The 24,321-nt window shown below is 61.7% G+C and carries 31 protein-coding genes; 19 read left to right on the top strand and 12 right to left on the bottom strand.

Annotation, left to right across the window (positions count from 1 at the left end; genetic code table 11):
* The first annotated feature begins 20 nt into the window (after positions 1-20).
* The 13 genes from OKW35_RS38140 (at position 21) to OKW35_RS38080 (ending at position 8,401) form a co-directional block, all read left to right on the top strand.
* Entirely contained in the window at positions 21-1,166 is a 1,146-nt protein-coding gene (locus OKW35_RS38140; protein WP_429554752.1) for a baseplate J/gp47 family protein, read from the top strand.
* Positions 1,163-1,816, top strand: coding sequence for a DUF2612 domain-containing protein (locus tag OKW35_RS38135; protein ID WP_429554751.1), 654 nt, complete (start codon positions 1,163-1,165; stop codon positions 1,814-1,816). The genes OKW35_RS38140 and OKW35_RS38135 overlap by 4 nt, the downstream gene beginning before the upstream one ends.
* The gene (locus OKW35_RS38130) at positions 1,813-2,250 is read left to right on the top strand and encodes a hypothetical protein (RefSeq protein ID WP_429554750.1); all 438 of its coding nucleotides are present in this window, start codon (positions 1,813-1,815) and stop codon (positions 2,248-2,250) included. Before OKW35_RS38135 ends, OKW35_RS38130 begins: the two co-directional genes overlap by 4 nt.
* A 1-nt stretch (position 2,251) precedes the next feature.
* Positions 2,252-2,722, top strand: coding sequence for a gp53-like domain-containing protein (locus OKW35_RS38125; protein WP_429554749.1), 471 nt, complete (start codon positions 2,252-2,254; stop codon positions 2,720-2,722).
* 101 nt (positions 2,723-2,823) lie between these two features.
* Positions 2,824-3,093, top strand: coding sequence for a spike base protein, RCAP_Rcc01079 family (locus tag OKW35_RS38120; RefSeq protein ID WP_429554748.1), 270 nt, complete (start codon positions 2,824-2,826; stop codon positions 3,091-3,093).
* Between the two features lie 3 nt (positions 3,094-3,096).
* Positions 3,097-4,404: a phage head spike fiber domain-containing protein gene (locus OKW35_RS38115; RefSeq protein WP_429554747.1), complete on the top strand. Its 1,308-nt coding sequence runs from the start codon at positions 3,097-3,099 to the stop codon at positions 4,402-4,404.
* Positions 4,401-4,694 carry a hypothetical protein gene (locus OKW35_RS38110; protein WP_429554746.1) on the top strand — a complete coding sequence of 98 codons (294 nt, stop codon included), beginning with the start codon at positions 4,401-4,403 and terminating at the stop codon, positions 4,692-4,694. Before OKW35_RS38115 ends, OKW35_RS38110 begins: the two co-directional genes overlap by 4 nt.
* An 83-nt stretch (positions 4,695-4,777) precedes the next feature.
* Entirely contained in the window at positions 4,778-5,293 is a 516-nt protein-coding gene (locus tag OKW35_RS38105; protein ID WP_429554745.1) for a hypothetical protein, read from the top strand.
* Positions 5,293-5,598: a holin gene (locus tag OKW35_RS38100; protein ID WP_429554744.1), complete on the top strand. Its 306-nt coding sequence runs from the start codon at positions 5,293-5,295 to the stop codon at positions 5,596-5,598. The genes OKW35_RS38105 and OKW35_RS38100 overlap by 1 nt, the downstream gene beginning before the upstream one ends.
* Positions 5,595-6,128 carry a lysis system i-spanin subunit Rz gene (locus tag OKW35_RS38095; RefSeq protein ID WP_429554743.1) on the top strand — a complete coding sequence of 178 codons (534 nt, stop codon included), beginning with the start codon at positions 5,595-5,597 and terminating at the stop codon, positions 6,126-6,128. The genes OKW35_RS38100 and OKW35_RS38095 overlap by 4 nt, the downstream gene beginning before the upstream one ends.
* Positions 6,129-6,137: 9 nt before the next feature.
* A complete protein-coding gene (locus OKW35_RS38090) occupies positions 6,138-6,374 on the top strand; it encodes a hypothetical protein (protein WP_429554742.1) in 237 nt (78 codons plus the stop codon).
* Between the two features lie 146 nt (positions 6,375-6,520).
* Entirely contained in the window at positions 6,521-6,736 is a 216-nt protein-coding gene (locus tag OKW35_RS38085) for a hypothetical protein (protein ID WP_429554741.1), read from the top strand.
* 189 nt (positions 6,737-6,925) lie between these two features.
* Positions 6,926-8,401 (top strand): ATP-binding protein, encoded by a 1,476-nt coding sequence (locus tag OKW35_RS38080; protein ID WP_429554740.1) that lies wholly within the window; start codon positions 6,926-6,928, stop codon positions 8,399-8,401.
* 448 nt (positions 8,402-8,849) lie between these two features.
* Here OKW35_RS38080 and OKW35_RS38075 read toward each other — a convergent pair whose 3' ends face one another.
* Both OKW35_RS38075 and OKW35_RS38070 read right to left on the bottom strand, forming a co-directional pair.
* The gene (locus OKW35_RS38075) at positions 8,850-9,137 is read right to left on the bottom strand and encodes a Fis family transcriptional regulator (protein ID WP_429554739.1); all 288 of its coding nucleotides are present in this window, start codon (positions 9,135-9,137) and stop codon (positions 8,850-8,852) included.
* Positions 9,138-9,158: 21 nt separating this feature from the next.
* A complete protein-coding gene (locus OKW35_RS38070; RefSeq protein WP_429554738.1) occupies positions 9,159-9,521 on the bottom strand; it encodes a type II toxin-antitoxin system RelE/ParE family toxin in 363 nt (120 codons plus the stop codon).
* Between the two features lie 585 nt (positions 9,522-10,106).
* On the opposite strand from OKW35_RS38070, the gene OKW35_RS38065 reads away from it, so the two are divergent.
* A complete protein-coding gene (locus tag OKW35_RS38065) occupies positions 10,107-10,331 on the top strand; it encodes a hypothetical protein (protein ID WP_429554737.1) in 225 nt (74 codons plus the stop codon).
* A gap of 32 nt (positions 10,332-10,363) precedes the next feature.
* Here OKW35_RS38065 and OKW35_RS38060 read toward each other — a convergent pair whose 3' ends face one another.
* From OKW35_RS38060 to OKW35_RS38045, 4 genes are all read right to left on the bottom strand, one after another.
* Positions 10,364-11,164 (bottom strand): trypsin-like serine peptidase, encoded by an 801-nt coding sequence (locus tag OKW35_RS38060; protein WP_429554736.1) that lies wholly within the window; start codon positions 11,162-11,164, stop codon positions 10,364-10,366.
* Between the two features lie 313 nt (positions 11,165-11,477).
* Complete coding sequence (locus OKW35_RS38055; protein ID WP_429554735.1) at positions 11,478-11,861, bottom strand: hypothetical protein; 384 nt, start codon at positions 11,859-11,861, stop codon at positions 11,478-11,480.
* 852 nt (positions 11,862-12,713) lie between these two features.
* Positions 12,714-12,959, bottom strand: coding sequence for a hypothetical protein (locus tag OKW35_RS38050; protein ID WP_018418199.1), 246 nt, complete (start codon positions 12,957-12,959; stop codon positions 12,714-12,716).
* A 248-nt stretch (positions 12,960-13,207) separates the two neighbouring features.
* Complete coding sequence (locus tag OKW35_RS38045; protein WP_018418198.1) at positions 13,208-13,435, bottom strand: DUF3820 family protein; 228 nt, start codon at positions 13,433-13,435, stop codon at positions 13,208-13,210.
* Positions 13,436-13,603: 168 nt separating this feature from the next.
* Between OKW35_RS38045 and OKW35_RS38040 the strand changes: the two genes are divergently transcribed.
* The gene (locus OKW35_RS38040; protein WP_429554734.1) at positions 13,604-14,656 is read left to right on the top strand and encodes an NADP(H)-dependent aldo-keto reductase; all 1,053 of its coding nucleotides are present in this window, start codon (positions 13,604-13,606) and stop codon (positions 14,654-14,656) included.
* 95 nt (positions 14,657-14,751) lie between these two features.
* On the opposite strand, the gene OKW35_RS38035 is transcribed toward OKW35_RS38040, so the two are convergent.
* Positions 14,752-16,176 (bottom strand): M20 family metallopeptidase, encoded by a 1,425-nt coding sequence (locus tag OKW35_RS38035; protein WP_429554733.1) that lies wholly within the window; start codon positions 16,174-16,176, stop codon positions 14,752-14,754.
* A gap of 255 nt (positions 16,177-16,431) precedes the next feature.
* On the opposite strand from OKW35_RS38035, the gene OKW35_RS38030 reads away from it, so the two are divergent.
* Together OKW35_RS38030 and OKW35_RS38025 are read left to right on the top strand one after the other, a co-directional pair.
* Positions 16,432-17,415, top strand: a complete 984-nt coding sequence (locus OKW35_RS38030) for a LysR family transcriptional regulator (RefSeq protein ID WP_184064810.1) — start codon at positions 16,432-16,434, stop codon at positions 17,413-17,415.
* 280 nt (positions 17,416-17,695) lie between these two features.
* Positions 17,696-18,118 carry a hypothetical protein gene (locus OKW35_RS38025; RefSeq protein ID WP_090804526.1) on the top strand — a complete coding sequence of 141 codons (423 nt, stop codon included), beginning with the start codon at positions 17,696-17,698 and terminating at the stop codon, positions 18,116-18,118.
* 92 nt (positions 18,119-18,210) lie between these two features.
* Here OKW35_RS38025 and OKW35_RS38020 read toward each other — a convergent pair whose 3' ends face one another.
* Both OKW35_RS38020 and nodI read right to left on the bottom strand, forming a co-directional pair.
* Positions 18,211-19,038, bottom strand: coding sequence for an ABC transporter permease (locus OKW35_RS38020; protein ID WP_429355445.1), 828 nt, complete (start codon positions 19,036-19,038; stop codon positions 18,211-18,213).
* Positions 19,039-19,057: 19 nt separating this feature from the next.
* Positions 19,058-19,972 carry a nodulation factor ABC transporter ATP-binding protein NodI gene (gene nodI, locus OKW35_RS38015; RefSeq protein WP_429554732.1) on the bottom strand — a complete coding sequence of 305 codons (915 nt, stop codon included), beginning with the start codon at positions 19,970-19,972 and terminating at the stop codon, positions 19,058-19,060.
* A gap of 421 nt (positions 19,973-20,393) precedes the next feature.
* Here nodI and OKW35_RS38010 point away from each other — a divergent pair, with 421 nt between their 5' ends.
* Positions 20,394-20,861, top strand: a complete 468-nt coding sequence (locus OKW35_RS38010; protein ID WP_090804531.1) for a universal stress protein — start codon at positions 20,394-20,396, stop codon at positions 20,859-20,861.
* 118 nt (positions 20,862-20,979) lie between these two features.
* Here the strand turns inward: OKW35_RS38010 and OKW35_RS38005 are convergent, their stop codons facing one another.
* From OKW35_RS38005 to lexA, 3 genes are all read right to left on the bottom strand, one after another.
* Entirely contained in the window at positions 20,980-21,576 is a 597-nt protein-coding gene (locus OKW35_RS38005) for a DUF2939 domain-containing protein (protein WP_429554731.1), read from the bottom strand.
* Positions 21,577-21,695: 119 nt separating this feature from the next.
* Entirely contained in the window at positions 21,696-22,040 is a 345-nt protein-coding gene (locus OKW35_RS38000) for a hypothetical protein (protein ID WP_184043952.1), read from the bottom strand.
* A 120-nt stretch (positions 22,041-22,160) separates the two neighbouring features.
* The gene (gene lexA, locus OKW35_RS37995) at positions 22,161-22,811 is read right to left on the bottom strand and encodes a transcriptional repressor LexA (protein WP_026225415.1); all 651 of its coding nucleotides are present in this window, start codon (positions 22,809-22,811) and stop codon (positions 22,161-22,163) included.
* A gap of 311 nt (positions 22,812-23,122) precedes the next feature.
* Between lexA and OKW35_RS37990 the strand changes: the two genes are divergently transcribed.
* Entirely contained in the window at positions 23,123-24,169 is a 1,047-nt protein-coding gene (locus tag OKW35_RS37990) for a sulfate ABC transporter substrate-binding protein (protein WP_429554730.1), read from the top strand.
* Positions 24,170-24,321: the final 152 nt, after the last annotated feature.

The raw sequence follows: 24,321 nt of genomic DNA, 5'->3' as shown, positions 1-24,321 counted from the left end.
TTTCACGAGCGGGACATTCAATGGGGCAACTCACACCGCAGGGCTTCGTCGCCGAGCGGCTTGACGCCATTCTCGCGCGTCTGGAAGCAGGCTTCCGCGAGATCTACGGCGCGGACATCGATCTGAGCCCGGACAGCCCGGACGGTCAGGCTATCGGACTGTTTGCACAGGGGCTGGCCGACATCAATGAACTGGGCGCAGCGATCTACCGTGCGATGGATCCGGACTACGCCGGTGGTAAGTGGCTGGAGCAGCGTGTCGCGTATGCAGGCCTCAAACGGCGCGGCTCACGCTACAGCCGCATGCCGAGCGTGATTCTGCTCGGCACACCCCACCGGACGATTCCGGCCGGCGCCGTGGTTTCCGATCCGCGGCGTGTGCGTTGGTTGTTGCTGACGGACGTGACGCTGAACGACGCAGGCGCAGGCCGGGGCGACTTCCGCAGCGAGGAGCTAGGTAACTTCGCGAATCCGATCGACACGCAACTGCGCATCGAGACGATCGTGAACGGCTGGGAAACGGCCACCACGTTTGCGGGGCCAGAGGTTGGCGAGCTCGAGGAACTCGATCCGGAGCTGCGGACGCGGTTCGCACGCTCGCGCGCGAGGTCTGCGCAAAACTCTGCCGATGGTATCGAAGCGAAAATCGGAGAACTGCCAGACGTACGCGATGTGCTATGCCTTGAGAATTTCACCAGCGTCACCGATGAGAATGGCCTTCCGCCACACAGTATTAACGTGATCGTGGACGGTGGCGACGATGACGCGATTGCAAAGATCATCCTCGACAACAAGACTGCAGGTACCGACATGCTCGGTGCTGTCGAGCGAATAGCACTCGACAGGAAAGGGCGGCGCCGGCGGGTCTGGTTTGATCGCACGAAGATCATCGATTGCGCCGCCTACATAGAGGTCAAGCGCAATCGCGGTGTAGAAGGCATCGATGAGGAGGGCATCAAAAAGGCTATTGCGGCGAACCCATTCACGATGGGCGATGACGTACAACTATCCAGGCTCTATACCCCGATCAATTCCGTTTCAGGGTTCTCCGTAGATGTTCTGAAGATCGGCTTTGTTGGCGATCAATTGGTTTCGCAAAACATCTCGATTGGGGTACGTGAGCGTGCGCGTTTCCTTGCTGAGGACGTGGAGGTGATTGTCCTATGACCTACGAACGTTTGCTGATCTGGCAGTACAAAGGCAAGCCGCGAGCGGTTGCCACTTCGAAACTGATCAGCGATGAGATCGGAAGGGCATGGGCCGGCATCGCTCAGTTACCCGAAGCACTTGACATAGACAACGCCGAGGGCGTCAACCTCGATCTGGTCGGCAAGCATGTGGGCCAGTCACGCGTCATTTCGGATATGGTCGCGCGCGAGTTTTTCGCGTTCCTGGAATCACTCGACGGTGGCGGCTTTCAGCTCGGCGGTATGGGCGGATCCACCTTTTATCGCCTGGGAAGATCGCTGACCGAATCGGTAGTGCTTGGCGACGACGACTATCGCTTCCTGATCCGCTGCCGTATCACGAAGAACTACATGATCGGGACCATTCCCGAGTTGCTGGACGCGTTGGACTTCATTTTCGGTGACGCGGCTGACGTGTTCGACGGCTACGACATGTCGATCTCCATCGTCATCGAGACGACCAACGTTTCCAGCTTTGCACTTTTCGCAATCCAGCACCTCGATATTCTGCCGAGACCAGTGGGGGTGGGCGTGGCGTTCTATGTGGTCACCGGTCAGAAGCCCTTCGGATTCGATGGCAGTGTCGGAGCATTCGGTTTCAATGAAGGTACATTTGCGAGGCTTTTATGATCATTTATGACCGCCCGGACGAAGATGTATTTGCCGAAGGCGCGAAACCGGGCGAAGTGGCCGACTTCCCGAACGTAGCGCGAGGGTGGGGCGAGGCGTTCGATCGAACAGGCGGCAAGCCGCCGATGGAGTGGTTCAACTGGCTGGGCATCCGAACCGATCGTGCGATGCGCTATTTCCTGCAGCGCGGTGTGTCCGAGTGGTCGCAGACTGACGACTATCCAGAAGGCGCCATCGTGCAGTTCGACGGTGTGCTGTATCAGGCGATTCAACGCACCACGCGGCGACCGCCCAGACGATATATCCGCACCGTGGGGACCACTCTACAACTACGGCGTGACTTCGATCACAGGCCTGACGGGCGGCAACGTTACACTCCAGCCACGGCAGGCCGCGAAGAACCGCATCGTACTGTCGGGCCTGCTGACGGGTAACGTGCAGATCATTCTTCCGACGTGGCTGAAGGACTGGAAGATAAACAACAATACGACCGGTGACTTTACGGTCACATGCCGGACCGCGGCGGGTCTCGGTGCAATATGCCTGCCGGGTTTGACGACTACGATCTACGGTGACGGCACGAACATCAACCTCGACAGTCCGGCACTCGGCGGGGCAAGCATCGCCGGAAATGGCTATCAGGAACTACCCGGCGGGCTGATTATGCAGTGGTTGACTGGCGCAAGCGACTCGAATGGGATTCTTACCCGGCCGTGGCCGATTCCGTTTCCCAATGCTTTGTTCGGCGCAACCGCAACTTACTTGTCAAACGGTACGGCGCTCGCAGCTGTCATCCCATCTGTTTCCAACATCTCGACAGCAATGACGTGCGTCGTAAACGTTGCAAACAGTGCGGGTGGTGCTGTCGCTTCTGCGAATGTCAAGGTTATTGCTCTCGGGAACTAAGCAACTCAGGGGAAAAATACGCAGCCCGGCTTTGTAGCTTGATGCTCGCGCAGACCTGATCTGCGTAAGCGGTTCCCCCAAACTACGTTGAGGATTCCTGTATGGATGATATGAGGAAGGCGGTAGACCGTTACCCGCACAGTGGTACGGGTCTCGATAGCCTGCTTGATCTATGGGTAGTGATCCCGGACGACGATAACGACATGCCGTTCGTTTCACGCGCCGTGTGTGTGACCGTGGCGGGAGACTTTCATGTGATCACCGCTCGCGGAAGTGAGATCGTCGTGCCGCTCGATGTGGGCTGGCATCCGCTGCGGCTTAGGCGCGTTTACGCATCGGGTACGACGGGCGAATGTATCGCCGGAGACTGACCCATGATCGGAGTAAACCTGATGCTTGCGCCGCGCTGCATGGCGTCCTCTGGTCGCGCGGCCGTGCCAGTACCACCGCAGCCACCAGAACCGGAGGCGCCGACACTCGATCTCAATTTTCTTGCCAACCCCGTCATCCCGGACGACTGGACATTTACGAGGGCTTCGACAGCAAGGTATTTTGGTGCCGATCGCTGGCAAGAGACGGCAGCCAGCAACCTTGCACGCTTCGATCACGACCCGCATACGGGCGAGTTACGCGGGCTTCTCCTCGAGGAATCGCACACCAACCTGTTGCACAATTCGGATGCAGCGGAGCTTTGGGAATCGACGAATGTTCAGGTAGTGACCGATGGAACGGTCGGCCCGGATGGGGTGAGTTTTGCACGGCGTATTGTTGAGGAGGCAGGCGGGGACGATGTTTCCCACTCTGTGTATCAGTACCTCTCCGTGTCGACATCAGCCTACCGCGACTTTACCTGGTCGAGCCGTCTATGCCCGGGAGAGCGTACCGAGGCGTATGTTGAGATGCGCAGCGGGGATAGCTACTGCGGTGCTTCATTCGATCTGGTCAGTGGAGCCGTACTTACGGAAGGTGTCGGCGGACCGAACTGGATCTTGATTGGCGCGCGATGTATTCCCCTGCGTGATGGATGGATGGAATTGCGTGTAACCGGAACAGTCACGATCGCGGGCACGATCACGATCAGAGGGGTAGTCTATCTGCAGAACGGCGACTCGATCACTTATCCGGGTGATGGGGTATCCGGGTTGTATCACGGAGGCTCGCGACTTGAGCAGGCCGGATTCGCGACGAGCCATATCCCGACGACGTCGACGGCTGCGACGCGCGCCCTCGACAGGCTGACCACAAGCAACCCGGACTTTTTCAAACCCGGCGACGGCACGCTGCTCATCGATGCCGTGATCGTTGGCGTCGCGACCGCGAGCAGTGCGTGCCTGATCTCGCTGGACGATGGCGACAACGTTGGAGTCAGCATTTACAAGGCAGTCGGCACGGGGGCGATGTGGTCATACATCGGCAATAACGCGACATCGCTCGGGGTAACAGTGGGCGAGGGTGACAGGGTCCGGGTAGCCATTGCATGGTCGGGAGACTGGAGCACTGCCTCGACCTCGATCAACGGGGGAGCGTCGATCGCGATGCGCCCAATGCCGGTTGCGATCACACAGATGTCGATCGGATCGAGGCGGGGCGCATTTATCTCGAGTATCTGGGCACGCGAGGCCAAATACTGGCCTCGCCGGATCGACGACGCAACACTCTCCGACTTAACGAGGCTGACATGACCTTCCATGATTACTACCTGCGCGCGCCGAATGCTGACGAACTGCGCAAGGCTTTGCTTGCGGCGCAGTTGATCGAGCCGCTTGGGGGCGGTGAGTACGTATCATGCGACGGTATGCAACTGGACATGATTGGCGAGCTCGCCCTTTTCAAGGACAGGGGAGATGTGGCCACGTTACCGGGTTGGCACGCGAATCTGCGCATGAGCCGGCCACTATCCGATGATGAGCGCGCTCGGCTCGCCGAGTTCGTGATCGATCCACCGAAAGCGCCATTGCGCGTATGGGCATAGAGCCCGTTTCTTTCAACCGCCTTCGGGCGGTTTTTTTTCGTTTACGGCCGCCGCGTGCGGCCGTTTCTATTGGGAGACCAGCAGTGTCGATAGACGAAGTTATCAGGGACGCCATGGCGCCCGCACTCGCCATCCTGCCGTCTGCGATGGACTCGCAGCCGGCTCGCGTCATGCTGACGGCGATCGGGCTGCAGGAGAGCCGTTTCGAAGACCGCCGGCAGATGAACGGTGGTCCCGCTCGCGGCTTCTGGCAGTTCGAGCAGGGTACGGCGAAGTCGCGCGGCGGCGTGTGGGGCGTCTACCTGCACGATGCGAGCCGCTACTGGCTGAACGTGCTGTGCGAGGCTCGTCATGTCGCGTTCGATCCGGTCGAGATCTACGGGACGCTCGAGCACGACGATGTGCTCGCGGCCGGCGTCGCGCGGCTATTGCTCTTCACGGACCCGCCGAAGCTGCCAGCCGTCGATGACGCGGCGGGCGCGTGGGCGCTCTACCTGCGCACGTGGCGGCCAGGCAAGCCGCGGCCGGACTCGTGGCCGCAGTTCCATCGGCAGGCTGTCGACGCTGCGGGTGCCTATCCGAATGCAGAGGAGGCCTGATGCAACTGAACGAGCACGAAAAGGAACTGGTGATGCTGCTGGGCCTTGGCGCGGTGATCGGCCTTGGAAAGCTGCTGGCCGGAGGGGAGGCGATATCAGCCCGACTTGTCGTCGGTCGAATGATTATCGGTGCAGGACTGTCGGCGAGCGCTGGGGCCGTACTGATGATCTTCAAAGAGATGCCACCGACAGCGCTGGTCGGCATTGCGTCCGCAATTGGCATTCTCGGGCAGTCGGTACTCGAGGCGGCGGTGCAGAAGTTCGTTGGCAAGCTTCCCGACGATCGCGACGAGGGGAGCAGATGAACTGGAAAGCACTTATCGCGGTTTTTGTGCTCGGCTGCGGTATTGCCGGCATCGCGCAGCAATGGCGGCTCGGCGCGCAGATCGCCAGCGCTGGGACTGATCTTGCGAACGCTCGGCAGCAACACGAGGCCGAACTGAGAGCGATCTCCGATATGGCCGCCTCAGCGGCCGACGCCGCGCTCGCAGAAACCGTGCGCGCGGCGTCGGCTGTCGCCGCAGTCGAACAAACCTACCGAACGGAACAAACCAATGCTCAAAAGACGATTGATACTCTTCGCGCCGATGTGCGTGCTGGCGATGTTCGGCTGCGCGTCGCAACTGCCAGTTGCACCGCTTCAGCCGGTGGCAGTGGCGTGCCCGGTGCTGGCGCCGCCGCCGGCGGAACTGATGGAACGGGAACAGCCGAACTTGACGGACCGGTTGCTGACGCTCTTCTCGGTATAACCGGAGACGGCGACCGCGCAATCCGGAAACTGACCGCATTGCAGGATTACGCGCGCGAAGCACTGCGCGTGTGTGGGGTCCCATAGGGACGTCGAGTGCAGGCGCTCTGTGCTATTCGCCTTGTCGTCGGCCGGATGATTCTCGGCGCCGGCTTGTCCGCGAGCGCCGGTGCAGTGCTGATGGTGTTCAAGGAAATGCCACCGACGGCGTTGGTGGGAATTGCATCGGCGCTGGGTATCCTGGGGCAGTCGGCGCTCGAAGTATTGGCGCAGCAAATCCTTGGCAAGATTCCCGATGACCGCAAGGATCGGGGCGAATCAGGTCCGCAGTAACGGACTGCTCGCCCTACACGCGTTTCACCTGTTTAGATCGGAAGGGACGGTGAGGCATATCGGTACAGGCAGATCGGCGGATAGCAGCAGCCGATAAAGAACGGTTCGTCGCACATTTCTGGGATCGATGGCTAAGGAAGTGGCCGATGCCGGCCATGACCCGCCGTTCGCCGGAAATTGGTGACTGGCCGCTTGACACCGAGGATGAGACGGTCGTGGAAGTCGACCCGGCCTTTCGCTCGCATCGCAAGTTCGGCGGGAAGCGCATGAACAAGGTTCCTAGGCCCCACGATGTGCAGCAGACAGGCATGATGTTCGAGCGAAGTCAGGGGAGCGTTCCGCTCGCCGGCGGACAGCCCTGATGATAGATCGGGATTGACAGGACGGTCCTCCCCAATGAAAGTAGGGCTAGGGTGAACGCCGAGGTGTTGCGAAGCGCCAGCACGCCCAGACTTTGCGAGTACCGCGTACGACGAGCACATGGTTTGCCGTGTCCCTTGACCGAGAGGGCGAGTCAGCGCTTCGACTTGCCGTTCAAAGGGGAAAACCGAATGAAGGAACTCTTTGCGAACGGTGGCTGGCGGGGGATGCACGCAACCAGAACGACCAGCGGGATCGTTCAATCGCGCTCCGTTGCCGCGATCCTGTTCGCCGGCGCTATCAGCATAGGGATCGCGACCTGGGTATGCTTTCGCCTGGGAGCCGGCGTCGCGGCAGTTGGGTTCGTCTACCTGATCGAGGTCTTGCTGGTGTCACTGATGGGCAGCCTCGTTTCATCGGTAGCTATCTCGGTGATCGCTGTTGGTTGCCTCAACTTTTTCTTTACACAGCCACTATTTACCTTCCGGGTAGATGCCCAGCAGGACATCGTAGCGTTGACTGCCTTTTTTGTGACATCGTTCGTCGTCACCTTTCTCGTGCATAGGACTCGCCGACTGGCAGCGCTCCATCGTGAGCAGGCACAGCTGCTCGACCTTACCCACGACAGCGTGGTAGCTCGCGATATGGACGATGTAATTACCTACTGGAACAGCGGCGCGGAAGCGCTTTATGGGTGGAAGAAACACGAGGCGCTCGGCCACGTTGCCGGCCGTCTGCTTCACACGCGTTTTCCTGCAGCACTCGAGGACATCAAAAAAACTTTGTTTAAAACCGGCCGTTGGGAAGGCGAGATCGTCAATACCCGGCGCGACGGGTCGGAAGCCGCAGTGGCCAGCCGTTGGGCCCTGGTGCGAGACGAACAGGGGCGATTGGTCGCGACCCTCGAAACGGGCACCGACATCACCGAGCGCAAGCGGGTCGAAGAGGCGCTGCAACAGGTGTCTCGTTTGACGTCGATCGGCGAATTGGGCGCGTCGGTGGCCCACGAAATCGCCCAGCCTCTCGCAGCGGTCGCCACCCATGGTGCCGCGTGCCTGCGATGGATTGACCGGGACGTACCCGACCTTGAAAAAGTGCGAGCCTCCGTGCAACGCATACTTACTGATGTACAACGCGCGATCGAGATCGTCAGGCGCGTCCGCATGCTTGCAAAGCGGATTGCCCCTGAGATGACGCGACTGGAAATCAACGAGCTGATCAGTGACGTCATCGTACTGCTCCAGCGCGAGGTCTTGAAGTACAACATCACGTTGCGGACGATGCTTGTTCCGGGACTGCCGGCGGTGCTTGGCGATCGGATTCAACTGGCACAAGTCATCACGAATCTGATTACGAACGGTATCCAGGCAATGAGCACGATCGAAGACCGGCCGCACGAACTGACGATCAAGTCGTGGCGCAGCGACGACGGCTATGTGATCGTCTCGGTGCAAGATTCCGGGACAGGAATTGACCTGCAGCACGCCGATCGGCTATTCGAACCGTTCTTCACTACGAAGCCCGAAGGTATGGGTGTGGGGCTTTCTATTTGCCGTTCGATTATCGATGCCCATGGTGGGCGGGTGTGGGCAGAGAACAATGCCGGATACGGCGCGACCTTTCAGTTCACTATTCCCGTGATCGGCGATAGCGGATCGGGGGAATAACCCGTTGCGGCCCCAGAATTGCAGGTTCGGCCTGCACTCAGAGGTACGACGCAAGCAGTGTCACCGCAATCGCCCCGCAACCCAGCAACAACAGCGCGCGGACGTCGGCCGGCCCGATCTTGAAGAGGCGGTGGTGCCGGTGAGAGAGGTATCTCAAGCGACGGCTTTGGGCCTTGAACCGGCCGCCCGGCGACCGACTATGGATGTCCGAGACGGGTCGGGTGCCGCCGATCGCGACCGGCGGTCCGCTAGATGATTTTAATGTAGCTGATCAACAGCCGTTCATAAACGGGCAACTGTGCTGTTGCGGCGCGGATTGCCGCGATCTCGGACGCGCACTTCAGTGCGTCCAAGAGCTGTCTGTGACGAGGGGAATCCCGCACGAGATTGTCGTGCGAGAGGGGGCGAACTGCGGATCCGGCGAAACGCACATCGCGTTCGGTTCGGATCAGGGATTACTTAGCTCGAATTTCAGTCGCTTGCCGAGCGCCGAAGCAGCGCTCGCCAAGGTCGTAAGGGTGAGACTAACGTCAGTCTCGTCCAACAGCCGGTTAAGTGCGGAACGACTAGTTCTCATTTTGGCAGCCATCGCAGTTTTTGTGATGTGCTGCACTTTCATTTCTTGTTGGATCTGCCATGCGATCACGCGTTTGATCGCCGTGGCAGTCGCTTCCTCGAGAATTGCTTCCTCGAGGAGGAAGTCGTCAAAGTCACTTCCGACGTGTTTGTTTGCCATATCGCACTCCATTGCGAGCAACTATTCACGTTTCGGACGTACCTGCAGAATTTCTTTCAAACGTTCTTCGGCGAGGTCGATGTCCTGTTTCGCCAAGGTCTGCGTCTTTTTGATGAAACCATGAAGCAGAACCATTTCACCGTCATACACGGTGAAGATGACACGTGCGATGCGCTTATACAGCGCCACGCGTACTTCCCACAAACCCTTCCGAATCTTGCGGACAACCGGCATCCCGATAGGCCATCCAAACTGCACCGTTTTGATTTCGATGCCGATGTCCCTTTTGTCTGCGGCGTCCAGTTCCTTCAGCCATTCACGGACCGGTTCATGCCCTCCGCTCGTACGAAAAAACCTCACCACCAGTGTTGGTTCCTGCTTCATTTTGTACTTCTCCCGGTTTGAACCTATACGCGGCGCTATTCATGGTTTGCTCCTGGGGTCAGTTAGTGGGTGTTGCAGAGTCGTCAAATAACTCTAAGCGCAACTTGGGTGAGGGTTTCTATCGTTCATAAGGCCGACGTGGGTCTGTTTCCCTACGCGGGCCGCGCAGCGCCAGCAACGCGACAAATGAAGCGTACCAAAGTTGGTACGGAGATGCAAGTGCAACCTTGCCGAGTCGTGACATTTGAACGGCCGGTTTCCGTAAGTCCACTTGACCGCTCCGGGACGTTATCGATCGGCCCAGAAATCCCCGAAAAAATAAAAAAAGCCGCCGCCCGGTCAGGGTACGGCGGAAAGGTGCCAACTACGACAAGCCGGGCCCCAGGGGATGCAAACCCGGCGGTGAAGTCTCCTATCTCCGCCCGTCGCGAGCAGTCGGACAACTCCGAAATTGTCGCGCGTCCGGCTACCGTCGACGTGGAAGCTCCTCGAGGTCATCGTCCGTCCAGATCGCCCTCAGGCAATGCACGCATCCGCGCTCAGATCGGTTTTTCCGGTTCTACCGGACCCGGCTAGAATTCCGGCATGAAAGATGACGCTGAAAACGCGACCGAATATCTGTTGGAGCGGGCCGCGATCATGGAGTTCGACGGCGGTCTGAAGCGATACGACGCGGAGTATTTCGCCGTAGTCGCAACGTGGCGTTTCTGCAACCGGACGGCCGCGCAGGAGCCGAGCGCGCTCAATTACAAAATGATCAGCCGGGGGTTCACCGGCGACGAGCCGCGCGAGCCGGGCGAGCGGGCGTGAAAAAAGCCGCCAAAGGCAGCTTCCCCAAAAAGTCAGATCGTTGCCAGAAGCTGTTGAATCGCTTCCGCTTTCCAGACCATTCCTATGTCTGAATCCTTGTGGATGCGTCCGCTGTAGATGCCAATGAAGTTGCTGACCGGCCCATTCATCACGGCGGTATCCCCGCTACGGAACTTCACCATGCCGCCGGAGCGGAATGCAATGACTGGTGATCCGGATTGGCCGGGCCGTCCCCTGCAATCGACCAACATCACCGGCAGTTCGTTATAGCTGACGTCTGGGTCCGAAGCGACCGTACCGTTGACCCAGATGGCGAGATTCTGCCCGGCTGCCATACCCAGCGGAAAACCGATGATTGAAACGTGGTCGGTTGGAAGGAGCAGAATTTGCCTATCAATAGGGGTGACCATCTCATAGAGCAACTGCTCGTCTGCGGGCAGATCGTCAAGCGGGATCGCGACGAAGTCTGCTCGTTCGCCGAGAGCAGGATGCTCGACCCACTGCGGCTGGTCTTCTACTAGCAGATTGACGGTGATATCAGCCCAGGTCACCTGTTGCCCTCCGGCCGCGCCTGTCCGATAGTTCGGCGGTACAGCGCCCAAGATTGGCATCCGAATCGTGAGCGCGTTCGGAATCGCGAGGGTAGGCGAAAGTGTCTTCCCCGTATTTTGGTCTCGCCCGGTGACGTTGTGACGGTTCGTGATAAGACATATTCTCCCGCTCCGGCTCCGCGCAAAAAATCCGGTTCCAGTCGACAAAGACTGACCGGAGAAACTCAGCGTGAGATGCACGGACCTAATCGACTCGATAGCAACTTGCGGTTGGCTCGACATTTTTCTCGTTCTAGTTGCGTTGCACGTAACAACGTCCGCTGCGTTCATCGGTGCTACGCCGGTGCTACGCGGGCGTCCGGCCAATTGAGCCTCGCCTTTTCTGTCAGTTCTTTCCCGTTATTCGCCGTTCCAATCCATCATCGGGGCAACGGACACGCGGCGGGGGCTGGGAGTGCGAGGTAAAGACATGGAGCGGCCAGGCGGCTTGAATCAAAACAATAATTTTACCGCAAGGCCAGAAACCGCCGGGCGCGCTGGAGCCATATCACTGTCGCGACAGAGGCGGGCACCGGTTCGTCAATGCGTCAATGCCTTAGTGTCCATGTCCCCCCATCCCGCCACCACTGCTCCACGAGCTGCCGCCGCCGTGCATGCCGCCGTATCCGCCACCGTGCCATCCGCCGTCCCCGCCATGCCATCCGCCGTGCCCGCCGTGCCCGCCGTGCCCGCCGTGCCCGCCACCGCCGTGCCATCCGCCGCGCCCGTGCCAATACCCATGTCCGTAATAGCAGCACGACCCTCCGAAACCGCCATAGATACCAACCGAGCCGTACGCCGGTCCGTAGTAAGGCGGTCCATACGCGTAGGGATAGTAGGGTTGCGCATAGCCGTAGTCCGCTGGCGGCGCGACGACGCATCCAGTGATGCTCGCTGCCGCGGCCGCTAGCAGCGTCATCGATGCAATGAGCCTGGTCACGATTTTCTCCTTCACGTAAACCTGAGAAAAACCGCGCGCAACGGAGTTCAGCCGCGTTTGTGTCCGAGCGTTACCCGCGCCGGCGCGGCGGTGCGCGCTCGGGGCTTCGACCACGCGAGCCGTTGCCGCGACGTTCGACCGTTTCGCCAATCTTCTCGCGTATTACCGAGCGGTGTTGCGGTAACACTTCGTTAACGATCTGATACGTTACTGACGGGCGTGGCTGCTAACTTCCATCGGACGATTCGTCGTTTAAGTCGGAAGCGATTCGCGTGCCCGCCCCGTTCGATCATCTGCTCAAAGGCAACGTGCTGTATCGCCAGGGCATGCGCTACAACGAGGCGGAATCGCCTGGCGCCGCTCGCGCGCTTTGCCGACAAATACCCGTTCAACTTCATCAACGTCGGCCTCATTCATCTCGCGCTGCCGAACGCGCGCATCGATCATGGCCGCCGCTCGCGATTACATTCTGTCTATCGATTTTCTCGCGCATTTTTACGACGTGTCGTTCGGCTGCCACCTCGGCGAGCTGGGCCGCTGTCAGCGCGCGTAAGATGCGTTGATAACGCGCTGGCGGCGCGTTCTACTCGCGGGCGTGATGATCGAGATCGAGCACGAGGAGCTGGTCGACGCTTGCGAAACGAACGTGCGTCGCATGCTCGCGCATTGCGGGCTCGAGTGAGACGAACATTGCCTCGCATTTCGCGAGACGATGCGGCGTGTCAGTACCGCGAGTTCCGCACAGATGCACCGACCGTCGTATCGAACGTCGATGCGGCGCTGGCAGCCGCGAGGCGGATTGCGTGAACCGCTACGGGAAGGTCTCGGCCCCGACCTGACGGCGGCCGACGCTCAACGCGCGATCACCGATACGTGATGCAGCCACGGGTACACGCCGGCAATGAACGCCGCGTAGATCGCGGCCATCGTCACGCCGGCGGCCGTGCCCCAGATGTCGCGCGAGGCCGCGCCCTGGCGAAAATGCACAGGCAGTCCGACCACGACGTAGCCGATCACGAAGAACAGGATGACCGCGCGCACCGGCGACAGATCGTGGCCGATGAATTCGAGCAACGCCGACAGGCTGAATTGCGACATGGACATGCAGGGAGTCACGAAGGCGGGGGGATCGCACGGCGCCGGAACACATCGAAATTGTTCAGCGAATGACGACTGATCCGCTTCACTCTCGACGTTTCACAGCGCGACGACCTATGCCGATTAAAGGCCACGCAAACGCGATCCGCAAGAAAAAACCTGTATGAATTTGTACTGTCCTACATTGCTTGCAGTTTGCCTGCGCCGCGACTTTCAGCCGGCCTGGCAACGCTTTCACGGCCACGCTCTCAACGCTCCAGGGGCTTCGGTTTGCGCAAGGGATCGAGCAGCGGTTTCAAGCCGTTGTGATCGATCTCGTGCATCAACGCGAGCAGACGGCCAATCTCGCCGGGCGGAAAGCCCTGGCTCGCGAACCAGTTCAGATAGTGGCCGGGCAGGTCGGCGATCACGCGGCCTTTATATTTCCCGTAGGGCATCACGCGCGTGACCAGCAATTCGAGGTGTTCGTGATTCATGGCAACGAAGTCATGATGAAACGCGCATCGAGAGCGCAAAGCGCGCAACGCGCAAGCACCAGGCGGCGCGCTGCAACGCATGGCCCCGCATTCTAGCCTTGCTGCAGGTAATGCGTCGGCGTGGTAACGTCTGCGCTTTCCGTTCACCTCTTCAACAGGACAAGTTAGATGGAATACCGCAGACTCGGCGACTCCGACGTGCAGGTTAGCCTGATTGGTCTCGGCACGATGACGTGGGGCGAGCAGAACACCGAGCAGGAAGCGCACGCGCAGATCGACTACGCGCTCGATCACGGCGTGAACCTGATCGACACCGCGGAAATGTATCCGGTGCCGCCGCGCGCCGAAACGCAAGGCTCGACGGAGCGCTACATCGGCACGTGGCTCGCGCAGCACAAGAGCGCGCGCGAGAAGATCGTGCTCGCCACCAAGATCGCGGGCCCCGCGCGTCAGCCGCACAATCCGCGTCATATTCGCGGCGAGGGCAACCAGTTCGATCGCAAGAACCTGACCGAGGCGCTCAACGACAGCCTCGAACGTCTGCAAACGGACTACGTCGATCTGTATCAGCTGCACTGGCCCGATCGCAGCACGATGACGTTCGGCCGTCCGTCGTATCCGTGGGTCGACGACGCGTACACGGTGCCGATCGAGGAAACGCTGACGGTACTCGCCGAATTCGTGAAGGCTGGCAAGGTGCGCCATATCGGCGTGTCGAACGAAACGCCGTGGGGCATCGCGCAGTTTCTGCGCGCGGCCGAAAGACTCGGCTTGCCGCGCATCGTCAGCATCCAGAATCCGTACAGCCTGTTGAACCGCACGTACGAAGTGGGTCTGTCCGAGTACGCGCATCGCGACAACATCGGTCTGCTCGCGTATTCACCGCTCGCGTTCGGCTGGCTGTCGGGCAAGTACGAAGGCGGCGCGCGTCCTGCGGGCGCGCGCATCACGCTGTTCGAGCGCTTCCAGCGCTATAGCAAGCCGCAAGCCGTGCAGGCGACCACGCGTTACGTCGAGCTCGCGAAGCGCCACGGCATGACCCCCGCGCAATTCGCGCTCGCGTTCGTCAATAGCCGGCCATTCGTGACCAGCAATCTGATCGGCGCGACCTCGCTCGAACAATTGAAGGAAAACATCGCCAGCGCGGACGTGAAGCTGTCGCCGGAAGTGCTGGCGGAAATCGACAGGCTGCACGAGCTGCAGCCGAATCCGGCGCCTTGATGTCGAGGTAAGCGCGACGCGCTTGCCGCGGTGGCCCCGGTCGATTGCCGGGGCGGCCGCGCAAGGCGCGGCGAATCACTCGGCGTCGGCCGAACTCAACCCGCGGCCTTTGTCGTATCCACCGTCTCGCGCTTCGCCGCAAGCGGCGAATTCTCGCCGAGATCCCAGAACAGTCCCGCCATCATCTGCAGGCCCTCGCGCACCACCGGAGCCAGAAGGTGCTCGTTCGGCGCATGCTGCGAGCAGGCCGGATAAGAATGCGGTACCCAGATCGTCGGCAGACCGAGCGTGTCGGCGAATACCTCGTTCGGCAGCGTGCCGCCGAGATTCGGCAGCAGCGCGGTCTTCTTGCCGGTGGTTGCTTCGAGCGACGCGATCGCCCACGTGACCCACGGATCGTCGGGATCCAGCCGCGTGGCTGGCGCGCCGCGTTCGACGTCGATTTCGACCAGCTGAAAACCGTGCGCATCGAGATGCGCGCGCAGGTGCTCGCCGAGGTTTTCCCAATCGGTGCCGACCACGAAACGCAACTGGCAGACCGCGAACGCCGACGGCGGAATCGCGTTGACCGGGTTCTCCGGATTGCCCGCCTTGAAAGCCAGCACTTCGAAGCTGTTCCAGCCGAACACGCGCTCGGGCGCGGAAAGACCCGGCTCGCCCCAGTTATCGTCGACGGTGGGGTCGCCCGGACCGTTGCCCACCGTGATGTCGGCAAGTGCGCGGCGCACGGCCTCGGGGATCGGCGGCGGACGCAGGCCGTCGACTGCGATCACGCCGCGCGCATCGACGAGACTCGCGAGCGCGTTGGCGAGCATCGTCGCCGGATTGCGCAGCAAGCCGCCCCAGTTGCCCGAGTGATGCGCGCCGTCGCGCAGGTTCAGCGACAGCCTGAAATTGACCGCGCCGCGCGAGCCGAGAAACACGGTCGGACGACGCGCTGCGAGACGCGGACCGTCGGAGGCGATCAGCACGTCGGCGGCGAGTTCGTCGCGATGCGCATGGCAGATCGCGTCGAGCCCCGGCGAGCCGGTTTCCTCGCCCATCTCGATCAACAGCTTCGTGTTGAAGCCGAGTTTGCCGTCGCGCGCGGCGAGCGTGCTCGCGAGCGCGGCGAGGTTGATCGAGTGCTGGCCTTTGTTGTCGGCGGTGCCGCGACCGAACCAGCGCTCGCCTTCCACGGTCACCGCCCACGGCGTCAGCGGCGCGCGCCACTGGCTGTCGTAGCCGCGCACGACGTCGCCGTGGCCGTAGATCAGCACGGTCGGCAGATGATCGCCTTCGTGACGGTTGGCGATCAGGAACGGACCGAAGCCATCGACCGGGTTATCGACGATGCGCGTGCTGAAGCCGAGGCGCTCCGCTTCGGGCTGGATTTCGTCGGTCAGATAGGACAGCAGCAGTGCGCCGCGATCGCTTTCCTGGCTTTCGGTGCGAAAACCGACGCGACGGTTCAGATCGGCGAGAAAAGCGCCGGATTCAAAGTGCCGGGTGGCAAGCTCGATGGCCTGGTTGCGGCTCATGTCGATGTCTCCGATGCGGGGGATGGGTGAAGGGGCGGAGGGCCGCGAGGCTCGATGGCTCGATGCTCGGCGCGGCGTTCAGGCGAATCGTCTGCAACGTGATTGCGACCGATTCTAGAAGCGCGCCATTTTTGTCACAATGATCATGTTTCGAAGCTTGCCTTGCCGGAAAAGCAAAGCGTCGCGCGTCGGCTCGAACCGCGGCACCCGCCCACCCAGGGCACCGTTGCAACTGATTCGATCGAGGCGTCCAGAATGGCACGTTCACTGCATGGCATCGCGTTGCGTTATTTCGTCGAAGTCGCGCGCGGCGGCTCGCTGAGCGACGCGTCCGAGCGGCTGCACGTCGCGGTATCGGCGATCAGCCGGCAAATCGTGCGGCTCGAAAGCGAGCTCGGCGTGACGCTGTTCGAGCGGCGTCCGCGCGGCATGACGCTGTCCGAGGCCGGTGAGCGGCTGCTTGCGTACGCGCAACGCAGCCTGCTCGAAGCCGAGCACGTGATGAAAGAGATTAGCGGCCTCGCGAGCTTGCACGGCAGCCGGATCAAGATCGCGACCGCCGAGGGCTTTGCGGTCGACTTCCTGCCCGCCGCGATTGCGGATTTCCGCGCCGAGCACCCCGGCATCGATTTCACGCTGACCGTGATGTCGCCGGCCGACGCCACTCGCCACGTGCGCGACGGCGACGTCGATATCGCGCTGTCGTTCAGCCTCGCGCCGGAGAAGGGCGTGAAGGTCGAGCACACCGAACGCGCGCCGGTGTTCGTGCTGCTGCGCGCCGATCATCCCCTTGCGGCGCGCGCGAAACTGTCGCTCGCCGAGGTGAGTCGCTATCCGCTCGTGTTGTCGGAGACGGGCACCACGATTCGCCAGTTGATCGACATCGCGTGCGCGCTCGAAGGCATCCTCCTCGAGCCGGACCTGATCTGCAACAACAGCGGCGCGAGTTATCGCTACGCGCAGCGGTCCGGAGCGATCATGTTCACGGGGCTGCTGTCGGTGCGCGACCGCTATGCCGACGACGGCTTCGTCGTGATTCCGCTCACGGACCCGCAGATGCGCCAGCGCAGCATCCAGGTGCAGACGATGGCGGGGCGCGAGTTGCCCCCGTCGGTGCGCACGTTTCGCGACCATCTGATCGCGCGGATCGCGGATGCGAAGCCGGCTGGGGCGCAGGCGTCGAAGGTCACCGGTGGACGCGGTAAACGTACGCCGCGGCGCCCGCGAGCCGATGCATGAAATGCGACACATGCCACGCACTAAGCGGCAAATGTTCTCCCGGAATCCGAATCACGACCTAAACTGTGGTGGACGGCAAGGACGGCCCTGAGAAAACGACCCTGAGGGTGCGCGCCACGATCAGGGGAAACGCGGAACAATGACAGTCGAACCGCGGACCTGCCGCCCAGCCCGCGATGCTGCAATGCACACAAGCGGCAATAGATGGACCCAAATAGAAAGGCGGCGCGTCGTCCCGATGGCGCGTTGCCCACGACAGAGCGATAGGACCAACACAGCCATGGCGCAACAGAAAACCAATCCAAAACTCGAGCAGGCTCTCACGCGCGGTGATCTCGCGATCCGTCAGGCGAACTCGGCGCGAGCGACCGCCTTGTTGCGTGCGCTTGCCAAGATGATCGTCGATGCGTCGGCGACCATCGGCGTGGAAGCCTTCACGCTGATTCACGACGGCGACAAGATCTACGATCCCGCCGATGGTCTATGGCCACAGGCGCTGCTGATTTCGCTCGACGGTCCGGTCGAGGACGCCGATCCCGACGAATTGCGCACGGTGCGGCTGATCGCGGATGATCCGGTCACCGTGTTCCGGGTGGAATGGCAGCGCGCCGATGGCAAGATCGGGCGTCACGAGGGCGGCCCGTTCGCGACGGTCGCGTTCATCTCCGACGTCGATATTCCGTGGACCGATGACGAGGACTGAGCGCGCACAACGATAGCAAACACGCCGTGCGACGACCGACGCGGCGTCGTCTTGCGCGGGTGCAGGCGCAACGCGCCGCCCGCGCGTTCGGCTTACTTCATCATGCGACGCCGAAACAGGATCGCCGACACGATGAAGCCGCCGACTGCATAAGCGGCCAGCACGCTCACATGGAGCGCCGCGTGCTCCATCGGCCGACCGAGCATCGCCGGGCGCATCAGATCGACCGCATTGGCGAGCGGCAGCGCGACAGTCACCGCTTGCGCGGCGCCGGGCAGTTGCGAGATCGGAAAGAACACGCCGGAGAGCAGCAGCATCGGCGTGAGCACGAGCGTCTGATAGAACATGAAAAAGTCGTACGACGGCGCGAGCGCCGTCACGATCATCGCGAGGCTCGCGAACGCGAGACCGGCCAGCACGATGACCGGCAGCGCGAGCAGCATCGACGGAAAACTCGCATAGCCGAGCGCGCCCGCCACCAGCATGATCGCCACACCCGACAACACCGATTTGCTGGCGGCCCACACCACCTCGCCGAGCACGATATCGCCGAGCGTGAGCGGCGTATGCATGATCGCCTCCCACGTGCGCTGCACGTGCATGCGCGAAAAGCCCGAATACATCGACTCGAAGCTCGCCGACATCATCACGCTCGACGCCACCGTGCCCGCCGCGAGGAACGAGATATACGACACGCCGTCGACGTGCCCGACCATCAGCCCGAGCCCGAGGCCGAGACCGAACAGATAGATCATCGGATCGGCGAAGTTGCCGAACATCGATGCGATCGCGAGCTTTTTCCACACCAGGTAATTGCGGCGCCACACCGCGATCCAGTTCGTGGCATTGGCGGGGAAGGCACCGAACGGTTCTTGCGCCGATGGCGTGCCGTCGTGGGTTTCGTAAGTACGTGCGTCCATCAAGTGTCTCGCTATGGGTTCAGTCCTGCATTTCGCGACCGGTGAGCCGCAGAAACACATCCTCGAGATTCGCCGGCCGATGCAGATAGCGCAAATCGGCGCGCTGCTTGAGGCGCATATGCACGGGCTGCGCGTCGCTCACATAACAGAACAGCGTCTCGCCGCTGATCTCGGTGCGCTCGGCGAGCGGCGCGAGTTCGTCGCGCAACGCAAACGGATCGGGGCCGTAGATCTCGATCACGTCGCAGCCGATTTCGGACTCGATCAACTCGCGCGGCGCGCCTTCGGCGATCTTGCGGCCTTCCTCGATCACGCACAGTCGATGACAGAGCCGTTCGGCTTCTTCCATGAAGTGCGTGGTCAGCAGAATGGTCTTGCCGCGCGCGAGCAGCGAGCGCAGCCGCTCCCAGATCAGATGGCGTGCTTGCGGATCGAGACCGGTGGTCGGCTCGTCCATGATCAGCACGTCGGGATCGTTGATCAGCGCGCGCGCGAGCGTGAGGCGCCGCTTCATGCCGCCCGACAGTTCGCTCACGCGCGCGTGCGCCTTGTTCTCGAGGCGAGCGAATTCGAGCAGACCCGGCACCGCCGCGCGACACTGCGCGGCGCTCATACCGAAGTAGCGACCGAATACGAGCAGATTTTCGCGCACCGTGAAATCGGGATCGAGGTTGTCGAACTGCGGCACCACGCCGACGCGCGAGCGCGCGAGGCGCGCGCGGCCCGGGATCGGCTCGTCGCACAGCCGGATCGCGCCGGCGTCGGGCGCCGCAATGCCGAGCAGCATGCGCAATGTCGTGGTCTTACCGGCGCCGTTGGGGCCGAGCAGCCCGAAGCATTCGCCGGTGTTCACATGAAACGACAATCCGTCGACGACCGTTTTTTCGCCGTAGCTTTTCCTGACCTGATGGAATTCGATGGGGGCGGTGGGCATGGCTCGAGCAAGGCTCCGGAAAAAGACACAACGTACGCGCACGACACACAACATACCTGCGATGCACGCATTGCGCACGCGAAGCCGCTTACTCCAGGTATCGGATCGCTGATGCGAGCGGGTGTCCGGGAACGCGTCATGCGCAGGGTGCGATGCGCTCGTCGGTGTCGATTCGCGCCGCTGATTGGCGGTGGCACGACTGGCACGTCAACCGGCCCGCAGTGTGTCGACGCAGCGTTCGCAAACGAAGTTTTGCATTGCGGCATCCGTGTGCAAACACTGCGTCGGGTCGCCCAACGCTTGTGCAGACTGGATCGGCATGCACCGAGTATGCACTTAGCGTTTTCCATCCCTTGCAAGCCGAATTGCGGCGCACCATGATTGATTCAGACCGCGCTTTCCGCGCGAATGGAGAAAACAGATGGCGAGCTACCAGAAAATCCTGTTGTGCTACGACGGCTCGCGCGAAGGCCGCAAAGCCCTGCGTTGCGGTGCCGATCTGGCGTTGGAACTGAAGGCGGAAACGCATCTGCTGTCGGTCGTCGACATGCGTTCGAGCATCGCGCAGAGCGCGGGCCTGTTGACGGACGTCGCCTGCAGCAGCTTCGAAAAAACGGCCCGCGAGATTCTGCAGGAGGGCGTGAACTGGCTGACCGAGCGAGGCGTGAGCGCGCAAGGGCATTTCGCATTCGGTCATCCGATCGACGAGATCGCCAATCTTGCCAACGAGTTGCAGGTCGACCTCGTGGTGGTGGGTCATCGCTGCAGGACTGGTTTGTCGCGGTGGTGGATGGGGGCGGGCAACACGCCGCTGCTCGACCGCGTGTCGTGCAGCATTCTGGTGGCGTGCTCGTCCGCGCAGGAGCAGCAGCAGGCGGCTGCGGCGTAATGGGCTAGTGAGGGACGCGAAGCCGCGCGCCCCGTTATCTAGTCCAGATGTGAATAGGCCCTGTCGAGTGGCCGGCCCCGATGGCCAGCCACGCATCCCATCCGGCCAGGCTTCGATCTCACTCGTTCAGATTGATCGCCGCGAGTTTCCACGTGACCAGACCTTCGCGACGAAAGATTGCCGAATAATTCGCGTTACCTTCGCCACGCCGGTACGTGATGACAAACTCGTTGAGACTGCGATAGCCGGCCGTGCTTTGACGCCCGGGCGGCGGTGCGCTCGCCTGCGTGGTGGTGTCGCCCGCGGCTGGTGCGGCCGGCGGCGCGGACGGTTGCTCGCCCGGCGTGCCACGCGGCGGCATGCCGTTCAGCAGCGCCGCGACGCCGTCGGGTGTCGCATAGGCATCGACGAGCGGGCCGATCAGCGTCACGCCGATCACCGCGCCGATCGTGGCCATCTTGTTGCCGGCATCCGCCTCGAGCCGGCGTGTCAGCATGGCGCCCACCTGTTGCTTCAGGCTATCGCGTAGCGCGGGAAAGTCCACGTACTGATTGACGGTTTGCACGTCGCGCGCATCGGCGGCGCGTTTGAGATTGTTCACCGCGAGATACGGTGACGCATAAATAAAGCCCAGCGCGGCAATCACGATCACCACGATCAGCGTGATCAGCAGCGGCCGGGTGGCGCTGCCCTGTATGCGTTTCCGAATTGTCATCGAATGGGACTCCACGTCAGTGATGATCTAACGTCGACCACGGCGAGGACGAAACGATCCCATCCCACGCGAATCTCTGAACATCCGAAGTGCTTGTTGCATGCGTACTCAGGATTCGCTCACGCTTCGAACACCGCGCCGTGCACGTTGGCTTCGTCGGCTATGCAGCGATCGATCATACGGCATACGGCGTCGACCGTGCCGACCATGATCAGTCGCGACGGTCCATGATAGACCCGCACCGGCGCGCGACGCGCGGGCTCGGCGATGTTCAGCGCCGAATTCAGCGACACGCGCGCGAACGCCGGCAACGACGACGGCAGACCGGAAGCTTCGGCAGCCGCGTCGAACAGCGACGGCGTGCGCGCAGCGGGCGCCTCGATTAGCGCGCAGGGCGTGAGCTTGCGCAGATGGCGCAGACGGCCGAACTGGCGAAAGGGCAACAGGCGGGCAAGGCGTTCCATGAGTCTCTCCAGGCGATTCGGCGTAAATGCAGGCGTAAATGCGGCTTGGGTCGGAAATGCAGGCGTAAATGCGGCTTGGGTCGGACAAACCGGCGCAAGCGTTCTGGCGACAGCGAAAGATCAGAACTCGCTGGGGCGGATCAGCCCGACCGCGATCCCTTCGAGCGCGAAATCGGCGCTGCCGGTTTCCACGAAGATGTTGTCGTAATCGGGGTTTTCGGCGATCAGTTCGATGCCATTCGGCCGGCGCTTCAGACGCTTGACCGTCACGTCGTCGCCAAGCCGCGCAATGATGATCTGGCCGTCCTTCGCTTCGGTGCGCTTTTGCACCGCGAGCAGGTCGCCGTCGAGAATGCCCGCGTCGCGCATCGACAGGCCGCGCACCTTCAGCAGGTAGTCGGGCTTGCTCGAGAACAGCGCCGGGTCACACGCGTAGTGCTGCGAGATATGTTCCTGCGCGAGGATCGGGCTACCCGCCGCGACCCGGCCGATCAGCGGCAACGACAACTGCATCAGGCCCGCATGCGGCAGGGTGAACTGATACGGCGCGTCCTCCTGCCCGGACAGCAGGCGGATGCCGCGCGACGCGCCGGCCGCGAGTTCGATCACGCCCTTGCGCGCCAGCGCGCGCAGATGCTCTTCTGCGGAATTGGCCGAGCTGAACCCGAGTTCGGCGGCAATTTCCGCGCGAGTGGGCGGAAAGCCGGTGCGTTCGATCGCGCGGCGGATCAGATCGAAAACCTGCTGCTGTCGTGCGGTGAGTTTTGTCATGGCCACTGTATGTATGAACAGGTGACTGTATTTTTATACAGTATTCGGCGCATTTCAAGCTTTACTTTAAGTTCGGCGCAAGGGCCACGCTGGGGCGTCGTTTATCGGCGACATGACGGCGTTGTCGGCGTCCCAACCGCCGGCGCATCTGTCGTTACCACTTTTGAGCATTAAAAAATGAAGAAACATTATTTTTAATAATGAAAGCGCTTCGATAGACTGGCCTCCGGTTGGCGCTCATGTGCACGTGACCGCGACGCAGAACAACACCAGACGCTCATCAGCGGACCATCACGCGGAGAAAAATTGAAATGAACCATCGGCATATGGGGCTTGCGGCTCGAACCAGAAAACTGATCGCGGCGCTCGCCGTCGGCGCGGCCGGTGCGCTCGGCATGTTGGGCGCAAGCGGCGTAGCGCACGCCGACACCACGCTGTTGAACGTGTCCTACGATCCGACGCGCGAGCTGTATCAGGACATCAATCAGGCATTCGGCAAGGAATGGAAGGCCAGGACCGGCGAAGCCGTCACCTTCAGGCAGTCGCACGGCGGCTCGGGCGCGCAGGCTCGCTCGGTGCTCGACGGACTGCAGGCCGACGTCGTGACGCTTGCGCTCGCCTATGACATCGACGCGCTCGCGAACAAGGGGCTCGTCGACAGGAACTGGCAAAAGCGTCTGCCGGACAACGCATCGCCGTACACGTCGACGATCGTGTTTCTGGTGCGCAAGGGCAACCCGAAGCACATCAAGGATTGGGATGATCTGGTGAAACCGGGCGTGTCGATCGTGACGCCGAATCCGAAGACCTCGGGCGGCGCGCGCTGGAATTATCTGGCCGCGTGGGCGTACGCCGAGCATCAACCGGGCGGCAACGACCAGAAGGCCAGGGAGTTCGTCGGCAAGCTGTACAGGAACGCCGGCGTGCTCGATTCGGGCGCGCGCGGCGCGACCACGAGCTTCGTGCAGCGCGGTATCGGCGACGTGCTGATCGCGTGGGAAAACGAGGCGTTCCTGTCGCTGAAGGAGTTTGGTCCGGACAAGTTCGAGATCGTGGTGCCGTCGGTGAGCATTCTGGCCGAGCCGCCGGTCGCGGTGGTCGACAAGGTCGTCGACAAACACGGCACGCGCAAGCTGGCCGAAGCGTATCTGAACTTCCTGTATAGCGAGCAAGGTCAGGAGATCGCCGCGCGCAATTTCTATCGTCCGCGTTCCAGCAAGGTGCCCGCCGATCTGACCGCGAAGTTTCCGAAGCTGAAGCTCTACACGATCGACGATTCGTTCGGCGGTTGGACCAACGCGCAGAAGACCCATTTCGCGGACGGCGGCGTGTTCGATTCAATTTATCAGCCGCAGTAAGAACCACCGCCTGAATCACAGCCAGGGGCAAAAGGGCGCGCCCAATGGGCGCGCTTTCGGCTAACCGGGGTCCGGTGCCCAGCAGTGCGGCAGTACCGCAGTACGGCAGCACGGCAAAACGAACAACCGCGCGAGCATCAACCATGAACGAG

This window comes from Paraburkholderia sp. MM5477-R1 (assembly GCF_050436385.1).
Taxonomy (GTDB): domain Bacteria; phylum Pseudomonadota; class Gammaproteobacteria; order Burkholderiales; family Burkholderiaceae; genus Paraburkholderia; species Paraburkholderia tuberum.
Note: the sequence above shows the minus strand (reverse complement) of the source record. Positions and strands in the feature narration are given on the sequence as shown.